This is a genomic window from Pseudomonas sp. BE134, assembly GCF_031456105.1.
Classification (GTDB): Bacteria; Pseudomonadota; Gammaproteobacteria; order Pseudomonadales; family Pseudomonadaceae; genus Aquipseudomonas.
Window position 1 is genome coordinate 103,606 of sequence record NZ_JAVDUA010000004.1, and the last position, 23,876, is coordinate 127,481.

The following is a 23,876-nucleotide window of genomic DNA, read 5'->3' on the forward strand; positions in this document are numbered from 1 at the left end:
TGCGTCTTTTTCCTGTCACTCGTCGACTTTTCAAACAGAACCCTGGAGCCTGCCCACTGATACGAGAGGTGACCCATGAGTCTGCTGCTTGAACCCTATACCCTGCGTCAATTGACCCTGCTCAACCGTATCGCGGTTTCCCCAATGTGCCAGTACTCCAGCGTCGATGGGCTGGCCAATGACTGGCACCTCGTTCACCTCGGCAGTCGCGCGGTCGGCGGCGCCGGCCTGGTGTTTACCGAAGCCACGGCAGTCACCGCCGACGGGCGCATCACCGCCCAGGACCTCGGCCTGTGGAACGACGAACAGATCGAACCCCTGCAACGCATTACGCGCTTTATCGCTGCACAGGGCGCCGTGGCCGGTATCCAGTTGGCACATGCCGGGCGTAAAGCCAGCACCCATCGGCCGTGGCTCGGCAACCATGGCAGCGTCAAACCCGAAGACGGCGGCTGGGTGCCGGTGGGCCCGTCGACGATTGCCTTTGACCCGCAGCACACCCACCCACGACAACTCGATGAAAGCGAGATCGCTGAGGTCGTTCAGGCCTTTGTTGATTCGGCCAAGCGCGCACTGACAGCCGGTTTCAAAGTGGTCGAAATACACGCCGCCCACGGTTACCTGTTGCATCAATTTCTATCACCGCTGAGCAATCAGCGACGCGATCAATATGGCGGTTCGTTCGAGAATCGCATTCGGCTGGTGCTGCAAGTCACCGAAGCGGTGCGTGCGGTGTGGCCTGAAGAGCTGCCGCTGTTCGTGCGGGTGTCGGCTACCGATTGGGTGGAAGACGGCTGGAACCCGGACGAAACCGTTGAGCTGGCGCGACGCCTCCAGGCGTTGGGCGTGGACCTGATCGACGTTTCGTCAGGCGGTACGGCGGCCAATGCCGAAATTCCGACAGGCCCCGGTTATCAAACCCGCTTCGCCGAGCGCGTGCGCAAGGAGTCGGGGATTGCCACAGGCACGGTCGGCATGATTACCGAACCGGCCCAGGCCGAGCATATCTTGCGCACGTGCCAGGCGGACATCATCTTCCTGGCGCGGGAACTGTTGCGTGATCCGTATTGGCCGCTGCATGCCGATGATGATCTGGGAGGGCGCAAGGCGATCTGGCCGGCGCAGTACCAGCGGGCGACGCACCGGGAACAGCCGATTCATGAGTCGGATTTGCGTGACTGAGTGAGGCTCTGAAAACAAAAAGCCCCGATCGTTGTGATCGGGGCTTTTGTGATTTTTGGCCGGTATTTTTGTAATACTGGACCGGCCCCATCGCCAGCAGGCTAGCTCCCACAGTTGATCTTTGTCATACACAAAATCTGTGTCTTATGGCGATCCACTGTGGGAGCTAGCCTGCTGGCGAAGGGGCCAGCCCAGGCACCCAATGACTATCAGGTGTACTTACGCTTGTCCGGCGCCGGCGGAAAATACTGGTACAACCAGGTCTCGCTCAATGTGCGGTCATTGGTCCGAATGAACAACCTCAGCTCCACCGGCTCGACGCTATCATTGGTCGGGAACCAGTCAAAGGTAATGCGGTAACCCTTGATGTCATCCAGCACCAACACGTTGAAGTCCTTCACCTGTCCGTTGGAGCACGTCACCACCGGCTCAATCCCGGCACCTTCCGGTAAGCGATCCAGACCACCACCGGTGAAGTCCACCGCAAAGCGCCGCGCCCATACCTCAGGGTAATGCTCGCCCGGCGCCCAGCCCTCAGTGAAGCCGCCCATGCCCGAACGGGTCGCGTTGACCCGCGCCAGCGGCGTGCCGACTGGTGGCAGCGCGCTCCAGTAGAGCTTGTAGCCGTAATTCAGGGAATCCCCGGCCAGCACCGGTTTTTTCGGGGTCCAGAATGCGACGATGTTATCCAGCGTCTCGCCGGTTGTAGGAATTTCCAGCAGATCGATAGAGCCTTCGCCCCACGCGGTTGTAGGTTCTACCCACAGGCTCGGGCGCTTGCTGTACCAGTCGACAGTGTCCTGATAGCTGGCGAACTCATGGTCGGTCTGGACCAGGCCGAAACCCTTTGGATCGGTGTCGGCGAAGGCATTGAATTGCAGGGTCGCCGGGTTGTTCAGCGGGCGGCAGATCCATTCACCGTTACCGCGCCACATCGCCAGACGATCCGAATCGTGGATCTGCGGGTGAATGGTGTCGCACATGCGCCGCTCATGGGTACCGCAGCTGAACATGCTGGTCATCGGCGCGATGCCCAATTGCTCTATGGCGGTACGCGCGTTGATATGGGCATCGACACCCATGACAACCTGGTTGGCCTGGCAATCGATGTCGAAGCGGTAAGCGCCGGTGGCACTCGGCGAATCCAGCAGGGCATAGACCACAAAGCGGGTGCTGTCCTTGTCCGGTGTCTCGAACCAGAACTTGGTGAAGTCTGGAAACTCCTCGCGCTTCTTGCCGTACGTATCAATCGCCAGCCCGCGTGCCGACAGCCCGTATTGCCCGGTGTTATCCACCGCACGGAAATAACTGGCGCCGAGGAAGGACAACACATCGTGCCGGTCCAGCTCCGGGGCCTTGAACAACTTGAATCCGGAAAATCCAAGATCACCCGCGAGCTGCTTGGTGTCGACCGTGGTTCTTTCATAGTTGAACAGGGAAGGGCGGAAATGCACCTCCCGCGCCTGACGCGTCTTGGGATTGACGCTGTACATGCGCACCGGCTGCTTGAACCCCATGCCGACGTGGAAAAACTGCACGTCCAGCTGACCGTTCAAATCCTTCCACAGCGAGTGATTCGCATCGTAGCGGATGGCGTTGAAATTCTGCGGCGTCATGGTCGCCAGCGTCGGCGGCAGCACCTGTTTGGTGTCCTGATAGCGGTTGCCGGCTAGTTGCCTGGCTTGAATCTTCAGCGCTTCAAAATCGAACGCCTGGGCCTCGCCATCCGCAGTATCGTTGCCCGCCCAGGCACGGGCGGCCAGCAGGCCGGTGGCCGACAAACCGGTGTAGGCCGCAATAGCCATGGACGCTTTGAGCAAATTCCTGCGATGCATAAGTACAACCTGTCGTGAGCAATCCCGCGCCGTTCCTGGCACGTGCTGGATCAAAAATAACGGTTCGGACATGCCTTCGACCAAACGCAACGGACTTTAAAGAGATGCCAATTAGCTTAAACCGTTCGGTTGCTGACAAAAAATGATTGGTAGCACTTTGGCAGTGCGGCAATGAAACAAGACATTTCGGTTAATTTTTCCGACAGTACTTTCTGATTTATAGGGCATTTCTGCTTTTTTTGACTAATTACTCTAAAAACCGCTTTTCAGCGCGCGGATAGTTTCTATCCTGTGCTCATGACCGGCTTCTGCCCTTAAGGCCGGCGACAAACAAAAAGGAGAGGGCGATGCGGTTTTTGAAGTTTTCTCGAACGTATAAAAGGACATCGTCGATGACGAAAGTACAAGGCATCACCGAAATGTTAGGCCTCTTACCTTGCCTGGCAAGCGGCCGGCGAAGGCGCCGACTCAATCCAGACGAAATGAAGTTGTTGGAAAGGTATCGAGAGCTGTCGGAGAGCGACCGGATTGCGATGCGGTATCTGGTGGATGCGATGCGCAGTGTTTCGCGGTTTTGAGGGTTTGAGATCAAGTCTTGTTGGAAAGCCGGGGGCGGACTGTGAAGTCTGCCCCTTTTTCATCTTTTACCCTGCCTTCAACTGCAAGTGCCCATGATCTTGAATGGTAAATGCTGCTGAGGGATTAGCGGTGTGGCGTAGCTTTCGGCAATTCCAGGTTATCCAGCATCCGGTTCACCGCCAGTTCGGCCAGCATGACGATCTGCTGGATCGCCATGGCGGTGTTGCGATGCGGGCCTTCCAGATAAGCGGCGAAGTTGCTGGCCATCACACTGGCCTGGGCCAGCGATTCGCAGGTGTGGGCCAACAGGTCTTCGTCTTTGAGATCCGGTGCGAGCATGAACATCGTGCTGGGTTTGCGGGTGGGCGGTGATTTGAGCGCGGCGGGATTGAGGTAGTGATTCAGTGCGCGCTCGGCGGCGTCGTGGAATTTTTTGGAATCGATGGATTCGTAGGGGGAAACGTCGTCGGTTTCCGGGGGATTTGGTGTTTCTTTGATCATGGTGAAGCTCCATTCGAAGGTAGAGAGTTCGCCACGACTGCGACCAAGCAGTTGGGTGGCAAACCGTACGCGGGTTGGTCGACCAGGGAATGGAACCCGGCAGGGCCGAAGCCCTCCCACGCACAGCTCGCCATGAAGCAAGCACGAAAAGTGCGCCATTCTAAACCTGGGCGACCAAACCCGGTCGCTGAATTTGCAGCGACGGGCAAAGCCTAGCTCTTGGCCTTCTGACACAACAACCGACAGTACCTGTCGGAATCCTCCTCAAAAATCGCCACGGCTGTAGGACATCCACCGAATTTTCAGGCCGACCTCGATCAAATTGTGGGAGCGAGCCTGCTCGCGAAGGCTGTTTAACATTCAACATGAATGGTGGCTGGCACACCGCTTTCGCGAGCAGGCTCGCTCCCACAGGGGACGGGTGGTGTGGCGGGAAATCCAGTGGCCACAAAAAAGGCGACCCCCTCGCAGGCGTCGCCTTTGCTTTAACCGCCGCTAAATCTTACTCGGACAGTTTGTAAGCAATCACGTAGTCACCTTGCTTGGTGCCCAGCGATCCGTGACCGCCCGCAACAACCAGCACGTATTGCTTGCCGTCCTTGCCGGTGTAGGTCATCGGTGTGGTTTGCGCGCCGGCCGGCAGGCGTCCTTCCCACAGCTGCTTGCCGTTTTTCACGTCGTAGGCGCGCAGGTACTGGTCCAGAGTGCCGCTCAGGAAGCCAACGCCAGAAGCTGTAGTGAAGGTGCCACCCAGGCTCGGTACGCCCATGCTCAACGGGATCGGAACCGGTGAGCTGTCGCGCACGGTGCCGTTCTTGTGTTTCCACAGGACTTTGGCGTTGGTCAGGTCAACCGCTGCCACGTAGCCCCAGGCCGGCGCCTGGCACGGCAGGCCCATTGGCGACAGCAGGGCTTCGAGGACGACGCCATAAGGTGCGCCTTTGTTTGGCTGTACGCCTTCGGTCTCGCTTTTGCGCGGGCCTTGGGCGGCGATTTCGGCGGCCGGGATCATCTTCGATTTGAACGCCATGTAGCTCGGGTTCACGAAAGCAATCTGACGCACCGGGTCAACCGAGATACCGCCCCAGTCGAACACGCCGAAGTTGCCTGGGTAAACGATGGAGCCTTGCAGCGATGGCGGCGTGAACGGGCCGTCGTAGCGCATGGATTTGAAGTCGATCCGGCAGATCAGTTGATCAAACGGTGTGACGCCCCACATGTCGCGTTCTTGCAGTGGAGGCGGCATCAGGTTGAGGTCGGACTTGGGTTGGGTTGGCGAGGTGTGATCCCCGGCGACAGCGCCTTGTGGCACCGGCACTTCGTTGATCGGCACGATGGCTTCGCCGGTGCTGCGGTCCAGCACGTAAATGCTGCCTTGCTTGGTGGACGCCAGCACCGCCGGCTTCACGCCGTCAGCGGTTTTCAGGTCCATCAGGGTGGGCTGGCCGCCGACGTCCATGTCCCACAGGTCATGGTGGGTGAACTGGAAGTGCCAGCGCACTTTACCGGTGGCGATGTCCAGCGCGGTCAGGCCGGCGGCGTGCAGTTCCGATTCAGGGGTGCGATCGCCACCGAACTGGTCCGGGGTCTGGTTGCCCATCGGCAGGTAGAGCATGCCGAGTTTTTCATCGACGGCGAACATGGACCACATGTTCGGCGAGTTGCGGGTGTAGGTCTGGCCTTCGGCAATCGGTGTGGTGTCGTCCGGCTTGCCGCTGTCCCAGTTCCACACCAGTTTGCCGGTGTGCACGTCGAACGCGCGGATCACGCCGCTTGGCTCGTCGGTGGACACGTTATCGGTGACGTGACCGCCAATCACCACCAGGTCTTTGGTGACCGCTGGAGGCGAGGTGGAGTAGTAACCGCCGGCCGTGAAGCCGCCAATGTTGGCGCGCAGATCAACCTGGCCCTTGTCGCCGAAGTCTTCGCACATCTTGCCGGTGTCGGCGTTGAGGGCGATCAGGCGGGTGTCGGCGGTTGGCAGGAAGATACGGCGTGGGCAGGCATTCTCGACGGCGGCGCTGGCGCTGCCGGTCGGGCTTTGCTCGGAGGCGTAGGCGGCGTCATCGTGATACGACACGCCACGGCAGGTCATGTGTGCCCAACCCTTGAAGTTCGCCGCGTTTTGCGTGGAGAGCTTCGGATCGAAACGCCAGATTTCCTTGCCCGTGTCCGGATCCAGCGCGATCACCTGGCTGTGCGGCGTGCACACATAGAGCATGCCGTTGACTTTCAACGGGGTGTTTTCTGCGGTGGTCTCGCCCGGATCGTTCGGGCCCGGCAGGTCGCCGGTACGGTAGGTCCAGGCCGGAACCAGCTTGTGAACGTTTTCTGGAGTGATCTGCGCCAGGGGCGAGTAACGATCGCCATGAGCGCTGCGGCCGTAGGAGTTCCAGTCACCGTCGGGCATGGCCGGTGCGGTGTTGGTCATGCCCGGCACGCTGTCGCGGTCCAGTTGGCCTTTGATTTCACCGGGGTTGGTGAACTGGCTGGCCAACGCGGCCACGCCTGCCACTACCACGGCGACGCTCAAGGCGCCGGTGCCGATCGGGGCAGCGCCTTCGCGCAGCAGCGGACGACGGAACCACGGCAGCAGCATGACCAGGCCCAGCGCAAACAACATCGCCAGGCGCGGCACCAGTTGCCACCAATCGAGGCCGACTTCCCACAAAGCCCACACGGTGCTGGCGAACAGCACCAGTGCGTACAGGCCCAACGCGGCGCGGCGGGCGAGTATCAGCAGCACGCCGGTCAGCGTCAGGCCGATACCGGCCAGCAGGTAATACAGCGAGCCGCCGAGCATGCTCAGCTTGATCCCGCCTGCCAACATGGCCAGGCCCATTAGCAGAAGCAGGATGCCGAGCAGGGTCGGTAACAGGCGGCTTCGACTCAAAGCACCATCAGTGCTCATAGTGTGGTTCTCCGTGACGTTTCAAGTTGTCCCGTGCAAGGTCACTGTAGATGACGATCCTGTGCGGGCATGGTTCATATAAAAAAGTGTTCGGTTGGTGCAGTCCCTTGTGGGAGCGAGCCTGCTCGCGATGGCGGCTTAACATTCAACATTGATGTCGATTGATATATCGCTATCGCGAGCAGGCTCGCTCCCACAGGTTTTGTGTTTGCTTCAGAAAGACGAGGTGATCTTGATCCCGCCAATCAGTGCGTCATCGACCTGGTCCACGCCACCGGGGTGGCGGATGTATTGCAGGTTCGGGCGCACGGTCAGCCAGTTCGTCACGTGCACGCCGTAATAGAGTTCGGCGCTGTATTCGGTGTCTTGCGGTGGCAGGAACGACGGGTCGTCGTAGTCGTAAACGGCGTGCGCCTGATTGGTCGCTTCGGCGTTTTTTCGATAGGCCGGGTTGACGTGAACCCGGGCCAGGGCGAAGCCGATGTCGTCTTTGGCGCGCGCATCGAACCAGCCTTTGTAGACCACGCCAGCCTGAACGTAGTTGTCGATGGCGTTGGTCTTCTTGTCGTGCATCGTGGCGTTGGCAAACACGTTCAAGCCACGGGAGTGATCGCTGGCGATGTTGGTCACTTGCTGCTGAATAACCAGCCACTCGCCGTGCTTGCTCGATGCACTGCGATACGCCTCGCCACTCAGCGCGGCAGGCTGGCCGTTGTTGTCCTTGTAGACATCGGTGGCGTTGGCGTTGCTGTAGTAATAGCCGACGCGGTATTCGCCGGGCAGGTCATGAACCTTCGGCGACCACACCAGTTCCACCGGCAAAATCGCGCCCTGGGTGCCGCTGCCGCTGAGCTTGAAGCCATTGTCGCGATCCAGGTTCGACGGGTTTTGCTCATAGGCGCCGACCTGCGCATACAACTGCGGTGTGAGGTGATATTTGACCCGCATCGCCCACTGGCTGACGGGCCAGTTGTACCAGATGCCACCGACCCAGTTACCGACCTGAGAGCCACAGAACGCCAGGTTCTGGAAGTCGCAGGGGAAGCTGTTGAAGTCTTCGCCTTCACCGAAGCGACCGACCTTGATGTCGAGTTGCTGATCGAAGAATTTCTGCTGATACCACATCTGCGTCAGGCGCCAGGTCTGTCCACGGCCCCACACTTCCTGGGCCGAGGTAAAGCCGCCCACACGCGGATCGTTGATGCGGTCGTTGCTGATGTTATTGCCATTGCGTTCGGTGATGGTCAGCTGAAATTCGGCATCGTCCCAATCGAGGATTTTCTGCAAGTCCAGGTGTGTGCCGAAGGCGAACTGGTCGCTGTAGCGCGCGGTGCGGTCGTGGTCGTAGCCACCGTGCAGATTGCTGCCCATTTCGCCGGTGTAATCGACATTGAAGTCGTAGCCTTTTTCCGCGAGTTCAGTACGTGTGCCGTTCCAGTCGCCGAGCATCCACGGTGACTCGCTATTGAAAGCGGGAGCCGCGTGGGTGCAGGTGGCGAGGCCCAGTGTGGCGAACCCACCGATCAGGGCCAGGAATTTTCGGCTGGCAACAGTCGTGCAGACAGCGCTGTCTCGCGAAGTTTGAAAGTAAGGCATAGAGAAGAAATTCGGGTCTTTTTCAGGAAATAAAACGGATTGCAGCAGGCGTGAAGCAGTGTGCGGAAGCGTTTCAGCTTGGCGGGCGCAAGGATAATGTTCTGTTACAAATAGAGAAAGGGCTTTTACTGACATGGTTCATTTCAGATTCGGTAACAGTGCCGGGCGCCAGTCTTATCAAGGTCGCCTACAGTAAGAGATAGCGCACAGAGCGCTTCCACCCGATCACACCCTCGGCTAAGGTGCGCGGCTTCCCACTCCTTACATCGCTCGAAGGCCCTGCATGACCGAACAGAACAACAACCCGCTGCACGGCGTGACGCTGGAACAGATCCTCAACGCCCTGGTTGAACATTACGAATGGTCGGGGCTGGCCGAACGCATTGATATCCGCTGCTTCAAGAGCGACCCGAGCATCAAGTCGAGCCTGACGTTCCTGCGTAAAACCCCGTGGGCCCGGGAAAAGGTCGAGCGCTTGTACGTCAAATTGATGCGCACCAAGCGACCGGTCTGAACATGCCGGGCTCGGCTGCGAGGCGTCGCTTTGTTGCCGTTGCGGCGCTGCTGGGCTGGTTCGGACTGGCCATTCAGCTGTACTTGATTCTCTATTCGCGCTGGAGCCTGGAAGCCAGTCTGATCGGTGGAGTGGTGAGCTTTTTCAGTTATTTCACGGTGCTGACCAACACGTTGGTGGCGACGGTATTGACCTGTGAGTGGACATCCCGCGAATCAGCGGCGCGACGCTTTTTTCTAAAACCGTGGGTCAGCAGCGCGATTGCCGTGAGCATCACCGTGGTGGGGCTGGCGTACAGCGTGTTGCTGCGACATTTATGGCATCCCGAAGGCTGGCAGTTTCTGGCTGACGAGTTGATGCACGACATCACGCCGCTGCTGTTTCTGGCGTATTGGTGGGTGTGTGTGCCCAAAGGCACGTTACAGGTACGTCACGTTGGCCTGTGGGTCATTTATCCACTGGTGTACTTCGCGTTTGTGTTGTGGCGTGGGCATCAGCTGGCGGTTTATCCCTATCCATTCATGGATGTCGACAAGCTGGGTTATCCACAGGTGTTTGTGAATGCGGGGGGATTGTTGGCGGGGTTTATTCTCATTGCTCTTGTGTTGATCGGGCTGGATCAGTGGCTTGGACGACGTGTAAATACTTCAGGTTTGTAGCGGCTGAGCTATCGCCATCGCGAGCAGGCTCGCTCCCACATTAGACCGCGATTAACTGTGGGAGTGAGCCTGCTCGCGAAGGGGCCTTGGGGCCTGTCACTCCTCTTCGCTGTCATCCAGCCGCCAGTAGCCGACGGCTTTGACGAACTGCTCATTCAGATTGTGCTCATCGAGCAATACCCGACGTATCTGCCGCGACACCTTGCTCTCGGTCGCTATCCACGCGTACAGATTGCCGCTCGGCACTTGCAGTTGCTTGACGGTGGTCAGCAGGTTGTCCTTGCCCCCTTCGCGCAGTACCCAGATAACATCGATCTGCGCCGCGCTTTCCAGAAGCTGCTGCTCGGCGCCGTTCTCCACTTCCACAATCACCAGCGCACGGCGATTCGCCGCGAGTCCTTCAAGCCGCCGGGCGATGGCGGGCAGGGCGGTTTCGTCGCCGATCAGCAGGTAGCTGTCGAACATGTCCGGCACGATCATCGAGCCGCGTGGTCCGCCGATGTGCAGGAACTGACCTGGCCTGGCTTGCTCGGCCCAGGTTGAGGCAGGGCCGTCGCCGTGCAACACGAAATCGATGTCCAGTTCCAGGGTGTCGAGGTCGTAGCGACGCGGTGTGTAATCGCGCATCGTCGGTATCGGCCCGTTGTCTTTGCCCGCGCCGAGCACCAAGGTTTCCAGCGCCGCTTGTTCCGCCGCGTTTTGCGGGAACAGCAGTTTGACGTGGTCGTCGGTGCCGAGGCTGACGAAGCCGGCCAATTCCGGCCCGCCCAAGGTGATCCGGCGCATGCGCGGCGTCAGGTCTACCACGCGCAATACTTCCAGGCGCCGGCGTTTGATCTCATGCATGACTCGGTGGATGGATTGCACGATCACTTCAGTCATTCGGCTTTCTCCTGAAAAGGTTGAACGGCAGGGCCGTCGACAATGGCTTTTGCAGTGTTGTTGAGCAGGTCGCGGACCCGCAGGATTTCTTCCGGGCTCCAGCGCCCGTGATGCATCTGCAAGGCGTGACGCAAGTTGTGCACCGCCTCGTGGATCTCGGCCGGACGGTCATGACCGCGTAGCGAGCGCTTGCTGACTTCGATGCGCATTCGCACGCCGTCCAGCGCAATGGCTTGCTCGGTCAGCGACAGACGTCCGGCGTCGGTGACGCTGTAGCGTTTTTTGCCGCCCTCGGCGTCGCCCAGAATCATTTCACTTTCTTCAAGAAAGGTCAGGGTCGGGTAGATCACGCCAGGGCTGGGGCTGTACGCGCCGTCGAACATGCTTTCGATCTGGCGAATCAGGTCATAGCCATGGCAGGGCTGTTCGGCGATCAGTGCCAACAGCAGTAGTTTCAGGTCGCCGGGGGCGAACACCCGTGGTCCGCGTCCGCCGCGTTCACGGCCGGGGCTTGGGCGTTTTTCGAAGCCATCGCGGTTGTCGTTGTGCTCTCGATGGGAATGATGGTCTCTCATTTTGTGTCTTCTCTCGTCGTGTTTAGATACAACTTAAGATATATCTTAAGGCGAAAGCAAGGGAGCTGGACGAACGGTCGAGGGTCGAGGAGGGCCTGAAGGGAAGCAGCACGTGAGGATTGGACGGACAAGAATGTCACTCTTTTAGAGTAATAAAACTAACTCTGTAAGTTTCTATACTTATCATGGGGCTTTGAGTGTGTTAGTAGTATTGATCTTACGGAAAGTTGATGGTTTATCGTCTGTGTGTCTTTTTAGCTAGAACTGTGTGTAGTATTTATCTGAGGGCTATACAGCGTAATTAGTGTTTTTCTGTCTTTTTTCCTGCTGTTAGAAAGTCATTGTTACTACATGTGCTTCGGAACTTACGTACTTACTTTCTCTGGCGATTGGCCGATCATTCTCTGGCGTTGAAAGTTAAGCGAATTCAGCATCGCCTCACTGTATGGTATTCGCTTGTTCTAACTTTCCCGCGCCCAATCCTTTGAAAAGACAGGTACTCAATAATGTTCAAGAAGTTTGCAATCGCCGTTCCGATGACTCTCCTGACCCTCAGTTCTTCGCTGGCGTTCGCTGAGTATGACGCGAGCACGACCATCAATATCACCGCCACTATCCCAACCCAGGTATTCCACGCCCAACCGGTGAATCCTGACTTCGGTAAAGATGAAAAAATGGCCTACAACCTGGTGGCCGGCACCTTGGACCCGCTGCGTGCGACTTACGATATCCGCCACACTAACGGTTCGGTCAATGCTTATGTAGAAGGTGGTCCTCAACCTCTGTTCAACGGTAATAACAACATCGCGCTGACCTACTCCTTCAACGGCGTAACCTTGACCGGTGTGTCTCAAGAAGTGGTCGGCGATACCGAATCCAACGGCGGCATGCGAGCTGATCTGGTGGTTGCCGCTGCCAAGCCGACCGCCGCTCAGACGGGTGTTTACACGGCCAATCCAGTCGTGGTCTTCGATGCCATCCCGCGCGTCCAGTAATACGGTTATGAATTAAGGCTTGTCCTTATTCGTCAACGCCGACCGGTCGATAGGTAGTCACTGCCTGTCGATCGGGTTTTAACGCACTTATCTTCAGAGTATCCCGTTCATGTTCCCGATGACTCCCATCGCGACGGCGCTTGCCCTTTTTTTCTGCGCAACCGCGATCGCCGCGCCAGCGGATAACGGCACTACACCTCGAAGTTTGCTGGCGCAGGCCAAAGGGTTGCCGACCGAGTTCGAAGAGCACTTCTTTGACGTGCCATTGGCCGTGCGCGTGGAACTTGACCAACAATTTCTTGGTGAGGCGATGGTGGTGTTATCCCGCGACGATCGCATCACCCTGGTTGACTTCACTGACGTCAGTGACAGTACGATCAAGCCCGGCGAGCGCGACACTTGGTCGGCCTGGCTGAAACAAGGTGTGGCGCTGGGCGGTTGCGAGGCCAAGTGTCCTGAGCAGCTTCTGGCGGTGCATTACAGTCTGGAAAACTCGCTGCTGTCGATCGCCACGCAAAATGCCGAGCGTGACGAGCAAGCGCAGCATTACTACACGTTGCCCGAAGGGGGCAGCACCGGTTTGATCGTGCGCAACCAGTTGAACCTCAACGGTGGCCAGAACCAGGACCTCGGCGGCCGTTACGGGCTGGAAGCCAGCAGCAGCCTGGGTAACTGGACTCAAGCCGTCAACGTTCAGTTGTCACGACTGGGCGGCATCGATAACACGCTCTACCACTCCGTGAATGAGCTGTTCACCCAACGCGAACTTGAAGGCAACTTTCTGCGCCTGGGTCTTTTCACGCCCTCGTCCGAAGGCCTGACCCGCCAGCCGAATACCTTTGGCACCAGCCCCGACACGGCGCTGGGCGTGATGTATGGCAGTTCCGACAGTCTGGCCCTCAATAACCCGAAGGCGGCGGTTTATCCCATTTATGTCACCGCCAATCGCCAGGGGTCGGTGGAGATCTACCGCGACGGTTTGCTGATCAATACCCAGGCCGTGCCCGCCGGTTTGCAAACCCTCGACACGCGTCCGCTGCCGGGTGGCATCTATGAAGTGGAAGTGCGGCTGATCGAAGACGGCCAAATCACCTCAAGCACCCAGGAACTGATCTACAAGCCGAACAATTGGCGCAACCATGACGAACGCTGGCGCTACAACCTCTTCGCCGGCCGTGAATCCAAGGTGCTCAGCAACTGGGACGAACAGGACGATGGCGACATGACCGCTGGCGCCGCGTTCAACTACCTGCTGCATCCGCGGGTGATCCTCGGCCTGAGCGGCCGTCAGGTGCGCGACAACCTGCAATACGGCACGTCAGTCGACTGGTCGATCGTCAATAACGCCAGCCTGTATGCCAACGTCTACCAGACCGAAGACTACGGCACCGGTCTTGACGTGCAGGGGCTCTACTCCTATGGCAGCGGCAGCCTCGTCGCCAGCTATAACCGCAGCTGGCTCGACACCACAAAACTGTATGACACCCTGCCCGATGGCACGCGGGTGCGGCAGCCAAACGTGTTTGTCGGGCAAACCAGCAACTCTTCGCTGTCGATCAACCATCGATTGACCAGCAAAAGCTCGGTCAATGCGCGGGTATCCCACAGTGAGGGCAACACCAATGGCACGGGAGTGGATCTGGGATGGACCCAGCGCACCCGGCTGTTCGGCAGCGATGCCAACTGGCGACTGTCCCTGTTCGATCGGCCGGGCAGTATCAGTTCGGATGACGAACGCAACCGCGGTGTCGACCTGAGCGTCAACATTGCCTTGGGCGGCCCCGGTGAACAGCTCTCCGGCAGCATCGGCTCACGCACCGCGCGCGAGGGCGGTCGGGATAACAACGCTTCGATCTCCTACCGTAAAGACCTGCAGGATCACCTGCTGCAAAATGTCTCGGCCACGGTCCTCACCGACACCTACGGCGTGGGGTTGAACGCGATGGGGACGATGCAAACGGACCTGGTCAACGGCGACGGATTTGTCCAGCGCTCGTCCTTCAACAACGACTTCACCGGTGGCCTGAACCTGGACAGCACCGTGGCCGTCGGCGGCCAGAAAATGGTCGTGACCAGCCAGTACCACCGCAACGGTGCGGGCATGATTATCGATGTCGAATCGGACATCACCGACATCGCCTTGCGCGCCGACGATTTGAGCGGCAGCAGCACGGTACTCAAACCCGGGCGCAATTTTGTGCCGATCACCGCCTACAAAAGCAGTTCGGTCAGTTTCGATTTCGAGGGCAACCATGTGCCTGCCGCGACCATTCAGCCGGCCCGTTCCAGTTATCACCTGAACAAGGGCGGTGTGGGCTATCGCCAGATCAAGGTCATGCGAACCCTCACCGTACTCGGTCGTTTGATCGACCCTCAAGGCAACCCGCTCAAGGGCCACCACATCATCAACCACGCCAGTCGCGGCGTGAGTGAAGTGGACGGCTTTTTCTCGATGGAAATGAACGCCGGCTCACCGACCCTGGAAGTGCGCCACGGTGATCAATTGCTGTGTCAATTCCGCCTCGACCCGAGCAATGGCCGCACGGAAAACAACGTGCTGATGATCGGTGATTTGCGCTGCACGCCGGACACCTTGGCGGATGCAAGTTTTGTGGCTCGAACGGCGGGTTGATGGCCCGGCAGAACGTGATTAATCAACGAGGTAAAGGACGATGAAACGTCTGTTGGCAGTATTTGGTTTTTGTTTGATTACCCAGGCAGTGCAGGCAACACCGAGCATCAATATCGGCACGGTGTACGACTATCTGGACGGTGACAAAAGTACCTTTTTGAAACGGGTTTTCAATGGCGGCGACAGCACGGCATTCGTGAAGGTCAACATTCTCGAAATCCTTTATGACGCCGACGGCAAATCGCAGGAAGTGCCGCTCAAGACCAGCACGGATGGCAGCGCCCGTGATGGCTTGATGGCCAGCCCGGCTCGACTGATCGTCCCGGCCAACGGCATGCAGGGCACGCGATTGCTGTTTATGGGTGAGCGCGACAAAGAGCGCTATTTTCGCGTGCGTTTTGTACCGGTGGTGCCCGAGAAAGAAGACGAGTTCGCCGTCTCCAGCGAAGAGCGTGACGACTACAAGAAAACCCTCTCCGCCGGGGTCAATGTACTGGCGGGTTACGGCGCGGTTTTTTTCGTACGACCCAAGCAGGCACGCTTTGACAGCGCGATCGAAAACGGCGCGGGCACTTACCGGATCCGCAACAACGGCAACACGGTCGTGGTGATCGATGAGTTCAAGGATTGCTCGGTTAAAAGCGAGCAGGACTGCCAGCCGACTACCAAGCATCACATTCTCGCCGGTCGCACGTTTACCTTCGAAAAACAGGCCGGACGCCAGTACCAGTTCACACTGGTGGAAGGTGCAAGCAGCAAAAAACTCGACGTGAAGGGTTGATGCCATGAACAGGAAACTGATCTTAGGGTTGTTGGCGGTTGCTGCTTCGTATGCGAGTCATCCGGTCTTTGCCGCCAGGGAAGTGCATCAGTTCGAAGTGTTCGTGACGATCCCGACCCAGGCGTTCTACGTGATTCCCTCTGACCCGACCTGGATCCATCGCGAGCAGCAACTGCCCTGGAACCTGACCGCGTCGACGCTCGGCGGCTTGCGCAAGTATTTCGACGTCAAGAACGAAGCGGGCTCGATCAAGGCAAGGCTTGAAGGCCGACCGTATCTGTCCAACGGCACTCCGGCCGATGACATTGGTTTGCGTGTGCTTTTCAACGGCACGTTATTGAGTGAACTCGAGGACAGCGAAGTAGTGTCCCTGACCGACGCCGCCCCCGGCAAACGCGTCTTGCTGGAAATCGTCCCGATGCCGCCGGCCGACGGGGTTTACAAGCCCGGCAATTATTTTGGCAGTGTCAATTTGATCTTCAATGCGGTGATGCCGGGTGCTTGAGTGATAAACCATGAAACTTAAAAGACTGGAAAGAGTTGCGGGGCTTTTTGTTTGGAGCTTGATGGTGGGCCTATGGAGTGTTGAGTCGGCGATGAGTGCCACCATGGAGATCAGGGCGGTATTTCGACCGGATTCCTCCAAGCCTATGGATAACAAGTTCATTAATCAAACGCCTGTGACGGGGCATTGCCAATTGCAACCGGAGTTCTGTAACGACAGAGGTCTGTTCTCACTTCTGATGCCTATCGACTTCGTGTCTGTGGCGCCCATTGAAGCCAAGCACCCTGATTCGCGCAAAGGGGCGATGTTTCGCGTGCCAGGTCACTGGCAGGTGCTTCGTGTCAGGAATGTCGATACTCAAGAGTATGCGGAGCTGGAGGTGCGCATAGCCTCGATCGGCGGCCGTTATATCCTTCCGGATACCGCCGAAAACCTCGTGGGTGAAGGCGAACCCACTACTGTTCAGGGCTGGCACACTCGCTTATGGGGTGATTGGACATGGAGACCGCCGGCCCCCTGTCAGGCAACAGGCGGGATGTATACCGCGCCGAGCAGCAGAACCTTTTTCTGGATAACACCGACCGCGAATCAATGCGCGGCAAACGCCAACTACCGCATTTCGAATCTGGCTTACGACAGGATGCAGATCGGCTATGAGCTGCGCACACCTAATCCGTTGGGAATGTCTTCCGGTTTGTATGCCGGCGACTGGACCTATACCGTCGGTTCGGGGATGGATTTCGACATGGGCGACATCATGCAGCCCAGCAGCTCAACCCTGACCCTGAACTTTGTGCTGGACGTCCAGCACACCCTCAAAGTGGAAGTGCCACCGGGGGGCAACCGCGTGGAGCTGGTGCCGCAAGGCGGCTGGCAGTCGTGGTTGACGCAAGGGCGCAAACCGACACGGCTGTTCCGCGACCAGACGTTCAATCTTTCCGCCAGTTCACGTTTCAAAATGCAGCTCGAATGCCAGTACACACAGGATGGACAGCATTGTTCCCTGCGAGAACCCGTCAGCGGTCACGCTGTTCCCCTGAATGTCAGCGTCAGCCTTCCCCATGGGTTGAGCGATGCCAGTGGGAAACCGGTCAGTCGTTTACCGCTGCGGATTGACGGCAGTGGTACGGAACTGTTTCAACCGGGCATTTATGTGGATCGCAAACCGGGAACGCTGCACTTCGAAATTCCCGCCGCTGAAGTCGGCGAAATGATTCGTCCAGGTGTGACTCGCCAATACTCGGGCAACGTGACAGTGATCTGGGATTCGGATGTTTAGCGGCTCCGTGAACGCAGCCCGATGCTTGATATCGATTTTAGGAGGCTAAAGGGATGAAGCGTTTTCAAGTGTTCCGGCAATGTGTAGGCGCGACTTTTTTATTGTCGGTGTGGCCGTCATCAGCCTGGGCAGAGGAGGTGTCGATTCAGGCCTCGTTCAAGCCGGATTCGGCGAACCCGCAGCGCAATAAATTCACTAACGACACGCCGTCCAGTGGTTACTGCGCCACGTACCCTCAGCAGTGTGTCGACAACGAAATGTTCAGCCTGCGGGTGCCGATCCAGTTCGATTCCAGCGGGCCGATCACGGCCAATCACGCTGATCCGCGCAAGGGCGCGTGGATCAAGGTCCCGGCGCAGTGGCGAGAGCTGACCGTATTCCATGAAACCACGGGTAAACCGGAGTCCGTAAAGGTTCGCATTGCCGGCATAGGTTCCAGATATGTGACGGACGACGTGATCGGTCTGGTGGGCGGCGGGGATGATTATCGGCTCGCTCACAATCAACTGTGGGGCAGCAGTTGGGTGAACGCACCGGCACCTTGTCTGTACAGCGGCGTCGGTTTTTACGCGCCACAGACCTACGGTTTTTTCTGGAAAACCCCTGTGGAGGGTTCATGTGTAAAACAGGCAAAGTTCGATGTGCCGTGGATGCAATATCAGTATCTGGATTTTGCCTATGAGCTCGTGACTCCCAACCCATTGGGCATGTCGTCGGGAAAATATGTCGGCGATTTGACCTATTACCTCGGTCCCAACAGAGACTTCGACATGGGCGACATCATGCTGCCCAGCAGTCCGACCCTGACCTTGAATTTCACGCTGGACGTGCAGCACACCCTCAAAGTGGATATCCCACCAGGGGGCAACCGTGTGGAGCTGGTGCCGCAGGGCGGTTGGCAGTCGTGGTTGACGCAAGGGCGAAAACCGACCCGCCTGTTCCGCGACCAGACGTTCAATATCTCCGCCAGTTCACGCTTCAAAATGCAGCTCGAATGCCTATACACGCAGGATGGGCAAAATTGCGCTTTGCGAGAGTCTGTGACCGGTCACAACGTCCCCCTGAAGGTCAGCGTCAGCCTGCCCCATGGCTTGAACGATGCCAATGAGCAACCGGTCAATCGTCGGCCGTTACGGCTTGACGGCAGTGGCACGGAGTTGTTTCAACCGGGGATTTATGTGGATCGCAAACCCGGAACGCTGCACTTTGAGATAACCCGGGACCACGTCGAGGAGATGCTCAAACCGAATGTTGCCCGAAGTTACTCGGGCAACATCACGGTCATTTGGGATTCGGAGGTGGGCTGATGCCAGTCCCTCAATGCGCGCGGCGAGACTGGCATCGACATGCATCTATTTCGACGGATCGGCCTTTTGCAATGCTTCACGGGTCAAGCGTCTGCTTAACGCCTTTTCGTCATAGCCGATCTCGTTGAGCAACCGCTCATACACGGCATCGGTCATCTCGGCACCGGTAAACACCACGCTGTGGGGCACGGGCAGTTGATCGGCGAGATCCTGCAACTGCCGTCGCAACGGAGCGCGCCGCACTTCAGGCCATCGGGCGGAATGTACCCAGGTACGTTGCGCATCGCGCAACTGATCCAGTAGCTCGGGTTTGCCCCGGTAGATTCGAGCGTTACGGCTGTAGGCGTCGGGATAGGCCTCGCGCAGGTACTTTTCCCAGAAGGGTTGTTCGATCATTTCATTGACCAGCCCGTCGCCGACCTCCATGGAGATCACGGTGTCAAACGCCGTATCGAGGGTTCTGGCGCTCACACCAGCCGTGGGTTCGTAGAGCATCGTATTGGATTGCCATGGCAGGCCCAGGCGGTAGGCCAGGCCGGTTTCGTAGGCCAGGTACACCTCGACTTCATCGGGATTGCCCGTTCGGCTGCGGACATCGGCACCGGCGATGTCATCCACCCGCGCCAGGCGCGCGGCTCCTTTTGCCAGGGTCACCAGCCTGCTCTCCAGAATCGCGGCCGAAGTCGAGAGGGCATAGGCTTCGGTGGTCAGCACCTTGATCCCCATGTTATTGAACAACTGGGCACCGGCATCGGCGCAGGTGGTGGGGGCGGAGGTCATCTCAAACAGCTCGGTGCGCAATTCGGCGTCCAGGTCCATGGCCTCGATCATGCGCCAGACGCGCCCGCTGAGTTGTTCACGCAACGCTCCACCGGCGCGGTAGTCGGCCGATTGCTTGAGTTTCTCAATCAATGCGAAGAAGTCTTTGGAGCTTGGCTCGCTCATCAAGTCGTGCCAGGCTTCTTCCTTGAACGTGCCCAATCCGGCGACGACCTTAGTCCACCAACGGGAATCATCCGTCATCGGCCAGGCATTGATCGCATGCTCGGCGGCACGGAGGTAGATATGCCCGCGGCTCAGGCCCACCGACTTTCGGTACTCCTCAAAAGTGACGCGGTTTACATCGGAGAGCTGCTTGGCGAACAAACGCGTGCGGGCCACGATGCGTGCATCTTCGGAGCCTGGCACCACGGTCGGCATTTCAGTGAGCGGGTTCTCCATCAGGTCGAGGAAAAACCCCCGTGGGCGGCGTTTCTCGAACAGACCATCAGGCCAGCGCGTCACCCCGGTGTTGCTCAAACTGAGGAGCATCAGGTTGGGCATACGCTCGACATTGGGCAGCAGGCCCAGTTCCGGGTTTTCATCGAGCCTGAGTGTTTCCATGCGGGTCCGGTTTCTCAGGATCTCGACGGCGTCGGGTGTCAGGGTGATGTGGTTGTCCGTCAGGCGCAGGGTGCGCAGAAAGTGCATCTTGTCGATGCCGGCTGGCAAGTGGGCCAGCCGGCAGTCCCTGGCACTGAGCTGCTCCAACTGAGGGAAGTCTTCCAGCAGGCTGCCGGCTCTGGGGTTGAAGGTTGCCCGGTCCAGCGTCAGTGTGGTGACTTGATCCAGCAGGTGCTGGATATCGGGCAACTTGTCCCACCACTGATCGAGGTTGATGACTTTGAGCTCCGCCGACTGATCCAGTGCGTATCCACCTTCGAGGCTGGCGCTGCGCTCACCGAAGACTATCGATCTTCGTTCAAAACACTGCAACAGTCGGTCGGCGATGAAGCTACCGCCGTTTTGCATGTAGTCAGTAAATTCGGGATTACTCACGCCCTCAAACGGGTCGCTATAGGACAGTGGCATCCATCTATCCAGGGTCTGTCGCAGCCTCTTTAGCTCGTTTTCCAGCGCGCTCATGACCTCGAACGGCTCCTCTTTGGCATTCAAGGATCGAGCGAAGGTTTCCACTTCGCGTTTATTCAGGTTGGGGTAGAGATTGCTTACCCGGTCTTCCAGCGTCGCGGCGGGTTTGGAAAACAGTGGGCCACGCAGCAGGGTGATCGTTTCCGGGGGCAGGACGGGCACGTTCGGTGGCTCGGCGAGCAGTGTCCTGCGCACGCTGGGCATTTCGGTCTTGGCCATGATCCATTGCTTGAAGAAAAGGCCTTGTCCGGGCCGGTAACCCAGTGCCTGTCGCCTGTTCGCGGGCATGGCGTGGAGTACCGACTCCATAAAATCCTCGGCTTCATGCAGTTTATTGTTGGCGCCGTCACGCACTTCGTATTGGCCGGATTCCTCGCGGATCAGCAGTCGCACGGTCGTCGCGTCATCGGCGCCGACGCTGCATCGCAGTAATCCGTCGAAGGCTCCTTCGCGCACTTCAATGCGCAGTTCGGCGAAGGTGTCGCTGTGCAGCCGCAAGGTGTTGAGCACCAGCCTTTCGGTATCCGCCCCCCACTGCGCGTCAGCATAAAAGCCCTCATAGGCGTGACTGAGCCGTGCTTCGAAGGCGGCTTCGCGGGCCAGGGTTTTCAAGCGCAGCGGCGGGCGCTGTTCTTTTGACAGGCGCTCCAGTTCAGCGCCACGGGCCCCGGTCAGCAGTGTTTCGGCCGTGCGGGCCGTCAGCTCCGGTACTGTTTGACGGAGCACACCGATACGTGGGTCGTCCGAGGTTTGCCCGGCCTGGTAGAGATAAGTGAAGATGTCTGTCCTGATCTCGCCGGCTTCATCACCCAGTCGATTACGCAGGGCCTGCACGCGATCACCCTTGGCGACCTGCGGGCCGAGCAACGCTTCCAGCTCGGCCTCGCTCAAGAAGTCGACAACGCTTTGCGCCAGTTGACCGCTCATGACAGGAGTGAGACTGGTGGCGAGGGTCTGTTCGTCAGTGGCCTGGCCGTTGCCATACTGGTGAAAGGGCCCGGTCAGGTCGGTGTTCTGGTAAACCTTCAGCGCTTTCTCTGCGGGCCAGCCGTCCAGATAGGTCACCAGAGACTCGAACCAGTAAGCGTTCGGTTCGAGGGGCTGCCCGGCACGGATTTGCTCGATCGTTGTGTCGATCTGTCGGTCAATCTTCAAACGCTGCAGGCTGTCGGCAAGCAGCGGCGGTGGTGGTGCATTGTCGATGTACATCCGTCGCAGCGCATCGTCGTCGGTGCCGCTGGCGATGCGCACTCGCTCAAGTGCTGCATCGCTGAAACCATCCACGTCATGGCCGAGGCGGCGCATCAATGTCGGGCCTTCCCAGTCCTGCGGGGTTTCGCCTTCATGGGTCCAGGCACCCAGGCCATTGGTCTTCAATTCGGGTAAATAGGCATTGGCGCGCTGAGGATGCTTGATGCGGTAGCGACCCTGCTCTACCTGGTGTTGCACGGCGTAGTGTTTGCCCTCCAGTGGCAACACACTTTGCCCCTTGTGCGAATGCAGGCCGCGATCATCAGGTTGTGAACCGTCCGGCAACGTGAGTCCGGGCTGTTCGTAGGGTGTGAGATCGGGATGCCATAGCCGGGACTGACCGTTGGGCAACCTCACCGGTTTCATGCCTTCGATCAAGGGCGAAAGCCTCAGGCGCGCGAATTTTCCAAGCTCCGCACCTGCCGCAATAGCCGCCAGTTGAATGATGTTCGTCACCACCTCGACCATGTGTTCGGCGGCTTCGGTCCATAACCCTTCGGCCATGTCGACGATGGATTCGACCACGTCACTGGTGATCTGGTAGGCGGTGTAGACCATCATCAACTCACCCAGGAAGGGCACGAACGGGGTGATGACAATCAGCGCGACGTTGAAGATGTCCGAAACGATTTTCTTGAAGTTGTCCCACCAGGCCCAGCGGGCATTGCTGTCGGCATCGGCGGTGGACACGGCGATGTGTCTGGCGTCGTTGAGAATCTTGTTCAGTTTCTGCTGATAGAGATGCGTCCACAGACCGCCGTTGATCAACTCGGTACGAAAATGCAGTCGGGGGTGAGACACCGGTTCCTCGCGCCATGGCGGTCGCTGATCCAGTGGCTCTTTTTTGTGCCAGCGCACCTCGGTCAGGTTCTGCTGGAGTTCGGCGAAAAACAGCCCGCGTTGCTGATGAGGGACGAACTGACTGAAGTATTGGCGGTAGGTCATGCCGCTAGATCTGATCAGCTTGTTTTCCCGCAGTTGGCGCGTCAGTTCGTTGAAAAAGTCGGGAAGCGAGGGGTACGACTTCAGAGGATGTTCGGGGTCCTGCGGGACATAGGCAATCACCTGTTCGGTCTGCCATGTCCGATCCAGATCGGGGGCGATCAGGACGATGCCGGTCAGCGCCGTGTCCAGCATCGACAGTTCGTGAAAGCGCAGGTGCTTGCCTTTGAGTTTGAGGTTGCGTTCGCCCTCAAGCATCGCCAGCACGACGTCACGGGTGTAAGGCCCGATGTCGCCGGTCACCACTGCCAGCTGCGCCGCCGCTACGAATGCTGCTTTCTGACTTCTGACGACTTTTTTCTTCAAGAGCGTTTTGGCAACGGCATCGTCGGGCAACAATATGCTTTGCAGGTATTGGTTGTATCGGGCGCCGATATCCAGTTCGCGACACAGGGACTGGAACTGAGCGATGGACATCTTGCGTTTGATCGGTTTGATGTCGAACAGCCCACGTTCATCGGGTTGGCTGATGAAATCCGAATCGGCTTCGCAGGTTTCAGAGCGTGCAAAGTTGTGCAGCGCGGCGTCCAGAAGAGAAATAGTTCGGGTGACTACACCTTTTGAAATATCGATGGCATACCAGGGCTGTTGCTTGGGTAAATAAAGATGCAGGAATGTTGTTTTGACGTCGTCCTCGACACCATAGTGTTGCTTGAGTGCGGCACTCAATAAGGGTTCGGCAAATTCATAAACATTCTGCAACTTTTTGAACAGCTGGTCGATGCTGTTGTGTTCGGTCCACAGTTTCAGATTGGCATCTTGTAACTGGCTGTGATCGTGCTGTGAGGCGGTTGTTATCCAAGTCGCGGGACTTAGTCGCGCGGAACTTAGTTCCCTGGCTCTTTTTAGTGATGAGCTTTTGAGCACGAGAGGGATGCGGCTCTTGATTAACACGTAGTGACGGCCATTGTCGCCAAGTGTGTCCGGCTCTTGATCTGCGGTTATACGTCCTTGTAAGTCAGACATTGTTCTAATAAAC

17 protein-coding genes are annotated in these 23,876 nt (G+C 58.2%); 10 read left to right on the top strand and 7 right to left on the bottom strand.

The annotated features are described in order from the left end of the window. Window positions 1-75: 75 nt before the first annotated feature. On the top strand, window positions 76-1,182 hold the full coding sequence (locus J2Y56_RS05335) for an NADH:flavin oxidoreductase/NADH oxidase (protein WP_007944889.1): 1,107 nt from the start codon (window positions 76-78) through the stop codon (window positions 1,180-1,182). Between the two features lie 209 nt (window positions 1,183-1,391). Here J2Y56_RS05335 and J2Y56_RS05340 read toward each other — a convergent pair whose 3' ends face one another. Continuing rightward, window positions 1,392-3,017, bottom strand: coding sequence for a glucan biosynthesis protein D (locus J2Y56_RS05340; RefSeq protein ID WP_007944890.1), 1,626 nt, complete (start codon window positions 3,015-3,017; stop codon window positions 1,392-1,394). A gap of 392 nt (window positions 3,018-3,409) precedes the next feature. Between J2Y56_RS05340 and J2Y56_RS05345 the strand changes: the two genes are divergently transcribed. Beyond that, a complete protein-coding gene (locus tag J2Y56_RS05345; RefSeq protein ID WP_007944891.1) occupies window positions 3,410-3,595 on the top strand; it encodes a hypothetical protein in 186 nt (61 codons plus the stop codon). Between the two features lie 124 nt (window positions 3,596-3,719). Here the strand turns inward: J2Y56_RS05345 and J2Y56_RS05350 are convergent, their stop codons facing one another. The 3 genes from J2Y56_RS05350 to J2Y56_RS05360 all read right to left on the bottom strand — a co-directional run bounded on the left by J2Y56_RS05350 (window position 3,720) and on the right by J2Y56_RS05360 (window position 8,604). Beyond that, on the bottom strand, window positions 3,720-4,097 hold the full coding sequence (locus J2Y56_RS05350) for a DUF6124 family protein (protein WP_310349063.1): 378 nt from the start codon (window positions 4,095-4,097) through the stop codon (window positions 3,720-3,722). A gap of 502 nt (window positions 4,098-4,599) precedes the next feature. Continuing rightward, window positions 4,600-7,008, bottom strand: a complete 2,409-nt coding sequence (locus J2Y56_RS05355) for a glucose/quinate/shikimate family membrane-bound PQQ-dependent dehydrogenase (protein ID WP_310349065.1) — start codon at window positions 7,006-7,008, stop codon at window positions 4,600-4,602. A 213-nt stretch (window positions 7,009-7,221) separates the two neighbouring features. Beyond that, window positions 7,222-8,604, bottom strand: coding sequence for a carbohydrate porin (locus J2Y56_RS05360; RefSeq protein ID WP_310349068.1), 1,383 nt, complete (start codon window positions 8,602-8,604; stop codon window positions 7,222-7,224). 283 nt (window positions 8,605-8,887) lie between these two features. Between J2Y56_RS05360 and J2Y56_RS05365 the strand changes: the two genes are divergently transcribed. Together J2Y56_RS05365 and J2Y56_RS05370 are read left to right on the top strand one after the other, a co-directional pair. Continuing rightward, complete coding sequence (locus J2Y56_RS05365) at window positions 8,888-9,118, top strand: VF530 family DNA-binding protein (RefSeq protein WP_007944895.1); 231 nt, start codon at window positions 8,888-8,890, stop codon at window positions 9,116-9,118. Between the two features lie 2 nt (window positions 9,119-9,120). Then, the gene (locus J2Y56_RS05370) at window positions 9,121-9,777 is read left to right on the top strand and encodes a Pr6Pr family membrane protein (RefSeq protein WP_310349071.1); all 657 of its coding nucleotides are present in this window, start codon (window positions 9,121-9,123) and stop codon (window positions 9,775-9,777) included. 96 nt (window positions 9,778-9,873) lie between these two features. On the opposite strand, the gene J2Y56_RS05375 is transcribed toward J2Y56_RS05370, so the two are convergent. Next, a complete protein-coding gene (locus J2Y56_RS05375) occupies window positions 9,874-10,659 on the bottom strand; it encodes a siderophore-interacting protein (RefSeq protein WP_007944897.1) in 786 nt (261 codons plus the stop codon). Next, window positions 10,656-11,234, bottom strand: coding sequence for a PadR family transcriptional regulator (locus J2Y56_RS05380; protein ID WP_007944899.1), 579 nt, complete (start codon window positions 11,232-11,234; stop codon window positions 10,656-10,658). The genes J2Y56_RS05375 and J2Y56_RS05380 overlap by 4 nt, the downstream gene beginning before the upstream one ends. Before the next feature lie 506 nt (window positions 11,235-11,740). Between J2Y56_RS05380 and J2Y56_RS05385 the strand changes: the two genes are divergently transcribed. From J2Y56_RS05385 to J2Y56_RS05410, 6 genes are all read left to right on the top strand, one after another. Then, complete coding sequence (locus tag J2Y56_RS05385) at window positions 11,741-12,229, top strand: CS1 type fimbrial major subunit (RefSeq protein WP_007944901.1); 489 nt, start codon at window positions 11,741-11,743, stop codon at window positions 12,227-12,229. A gap of 109 nt (window positions 12,230-12,338) precedes the next feature. Then, the gene (locus J2Y56_RS05390; protein WP_310349075.1) at window positions 12,339-14,861 is read left to right on the top strand and encodes a TcfC E-set like domain-containing protein; all 2,523 of its coding nucleotides are present in this window, start codon (window positions 12,339-12,341) and stop codon (window positions 14,859-14,861) included. 40 nt (window positions 14,862-14,901) lie between these two features. Continuing rightward, the gene (locus J2Y56_RS05395) at window positions 14,902-15,642 is read left to right on the top strand and encodes a hypothetical protein (RefSeq protein ID WP_007944903.1); all 741 of its coding nucleotides are present in this window, start codon (window positions 14,902-14,904) and stop codon (window positions 15,640-15,642) included. Window positions 15,643-15,646: 4 nt separating this feature from the next. Beyond that, a complete protein-coding gene (locus J2Y56_RS05400) occupies window positions 15,647-16,147 on the top strand; it encodes a CS1 type fimbrial major subunit (protein ID WP_310349078.1) in 501 nt (166 codons plus the stop codon). A gap of 10 nt (window positions 16,148-16,157) precedes the next feature. Beyond that, window positions 16,158-17,426: a hypothetical protein gene (locus J2Y56_RS05405; protein ID WP_310349081.1), complete on the top strand. Its 1,269-nt coding sequence runs from the start codon at window positions 16,158-16,160 to the stop codon at window positions 17,424-17,426. Between the two features lie 53 nt (window positions 17,427-17,479). Next, the gene (locus J2Y56_RS05410) at window positions 17,480-18,733 is read left to right on the top strand and encodes a hypothetical protein (RefSeq protein WP_007944908.1); all 1,254 of its coding nucleotides are present in this window, start codon (window positions 17,480-17,482) and stop codon (window positions 18,731-18,733) included. A gap of 45 nt (window positions 18,734-18,778) precedes the next feature. Here the strand turns inward: J2Y56_RS05410 and J2Y56_RS05415 are convergent, their stop codons facing one another. Next, a complete protein-coding gene (locus J2Y56_RS05415) occupies window positions 18,779-23,863 on the bottom strand; it encodes an NEL-type E3 ubiquitin ligase domain-containing protein (RefSeq protein WP_310349084.1) in 5,085 nt (1,694 codons plus the stop codon). Window positions 23,864-23,876 lie beyond the last annotated feature (13 nt).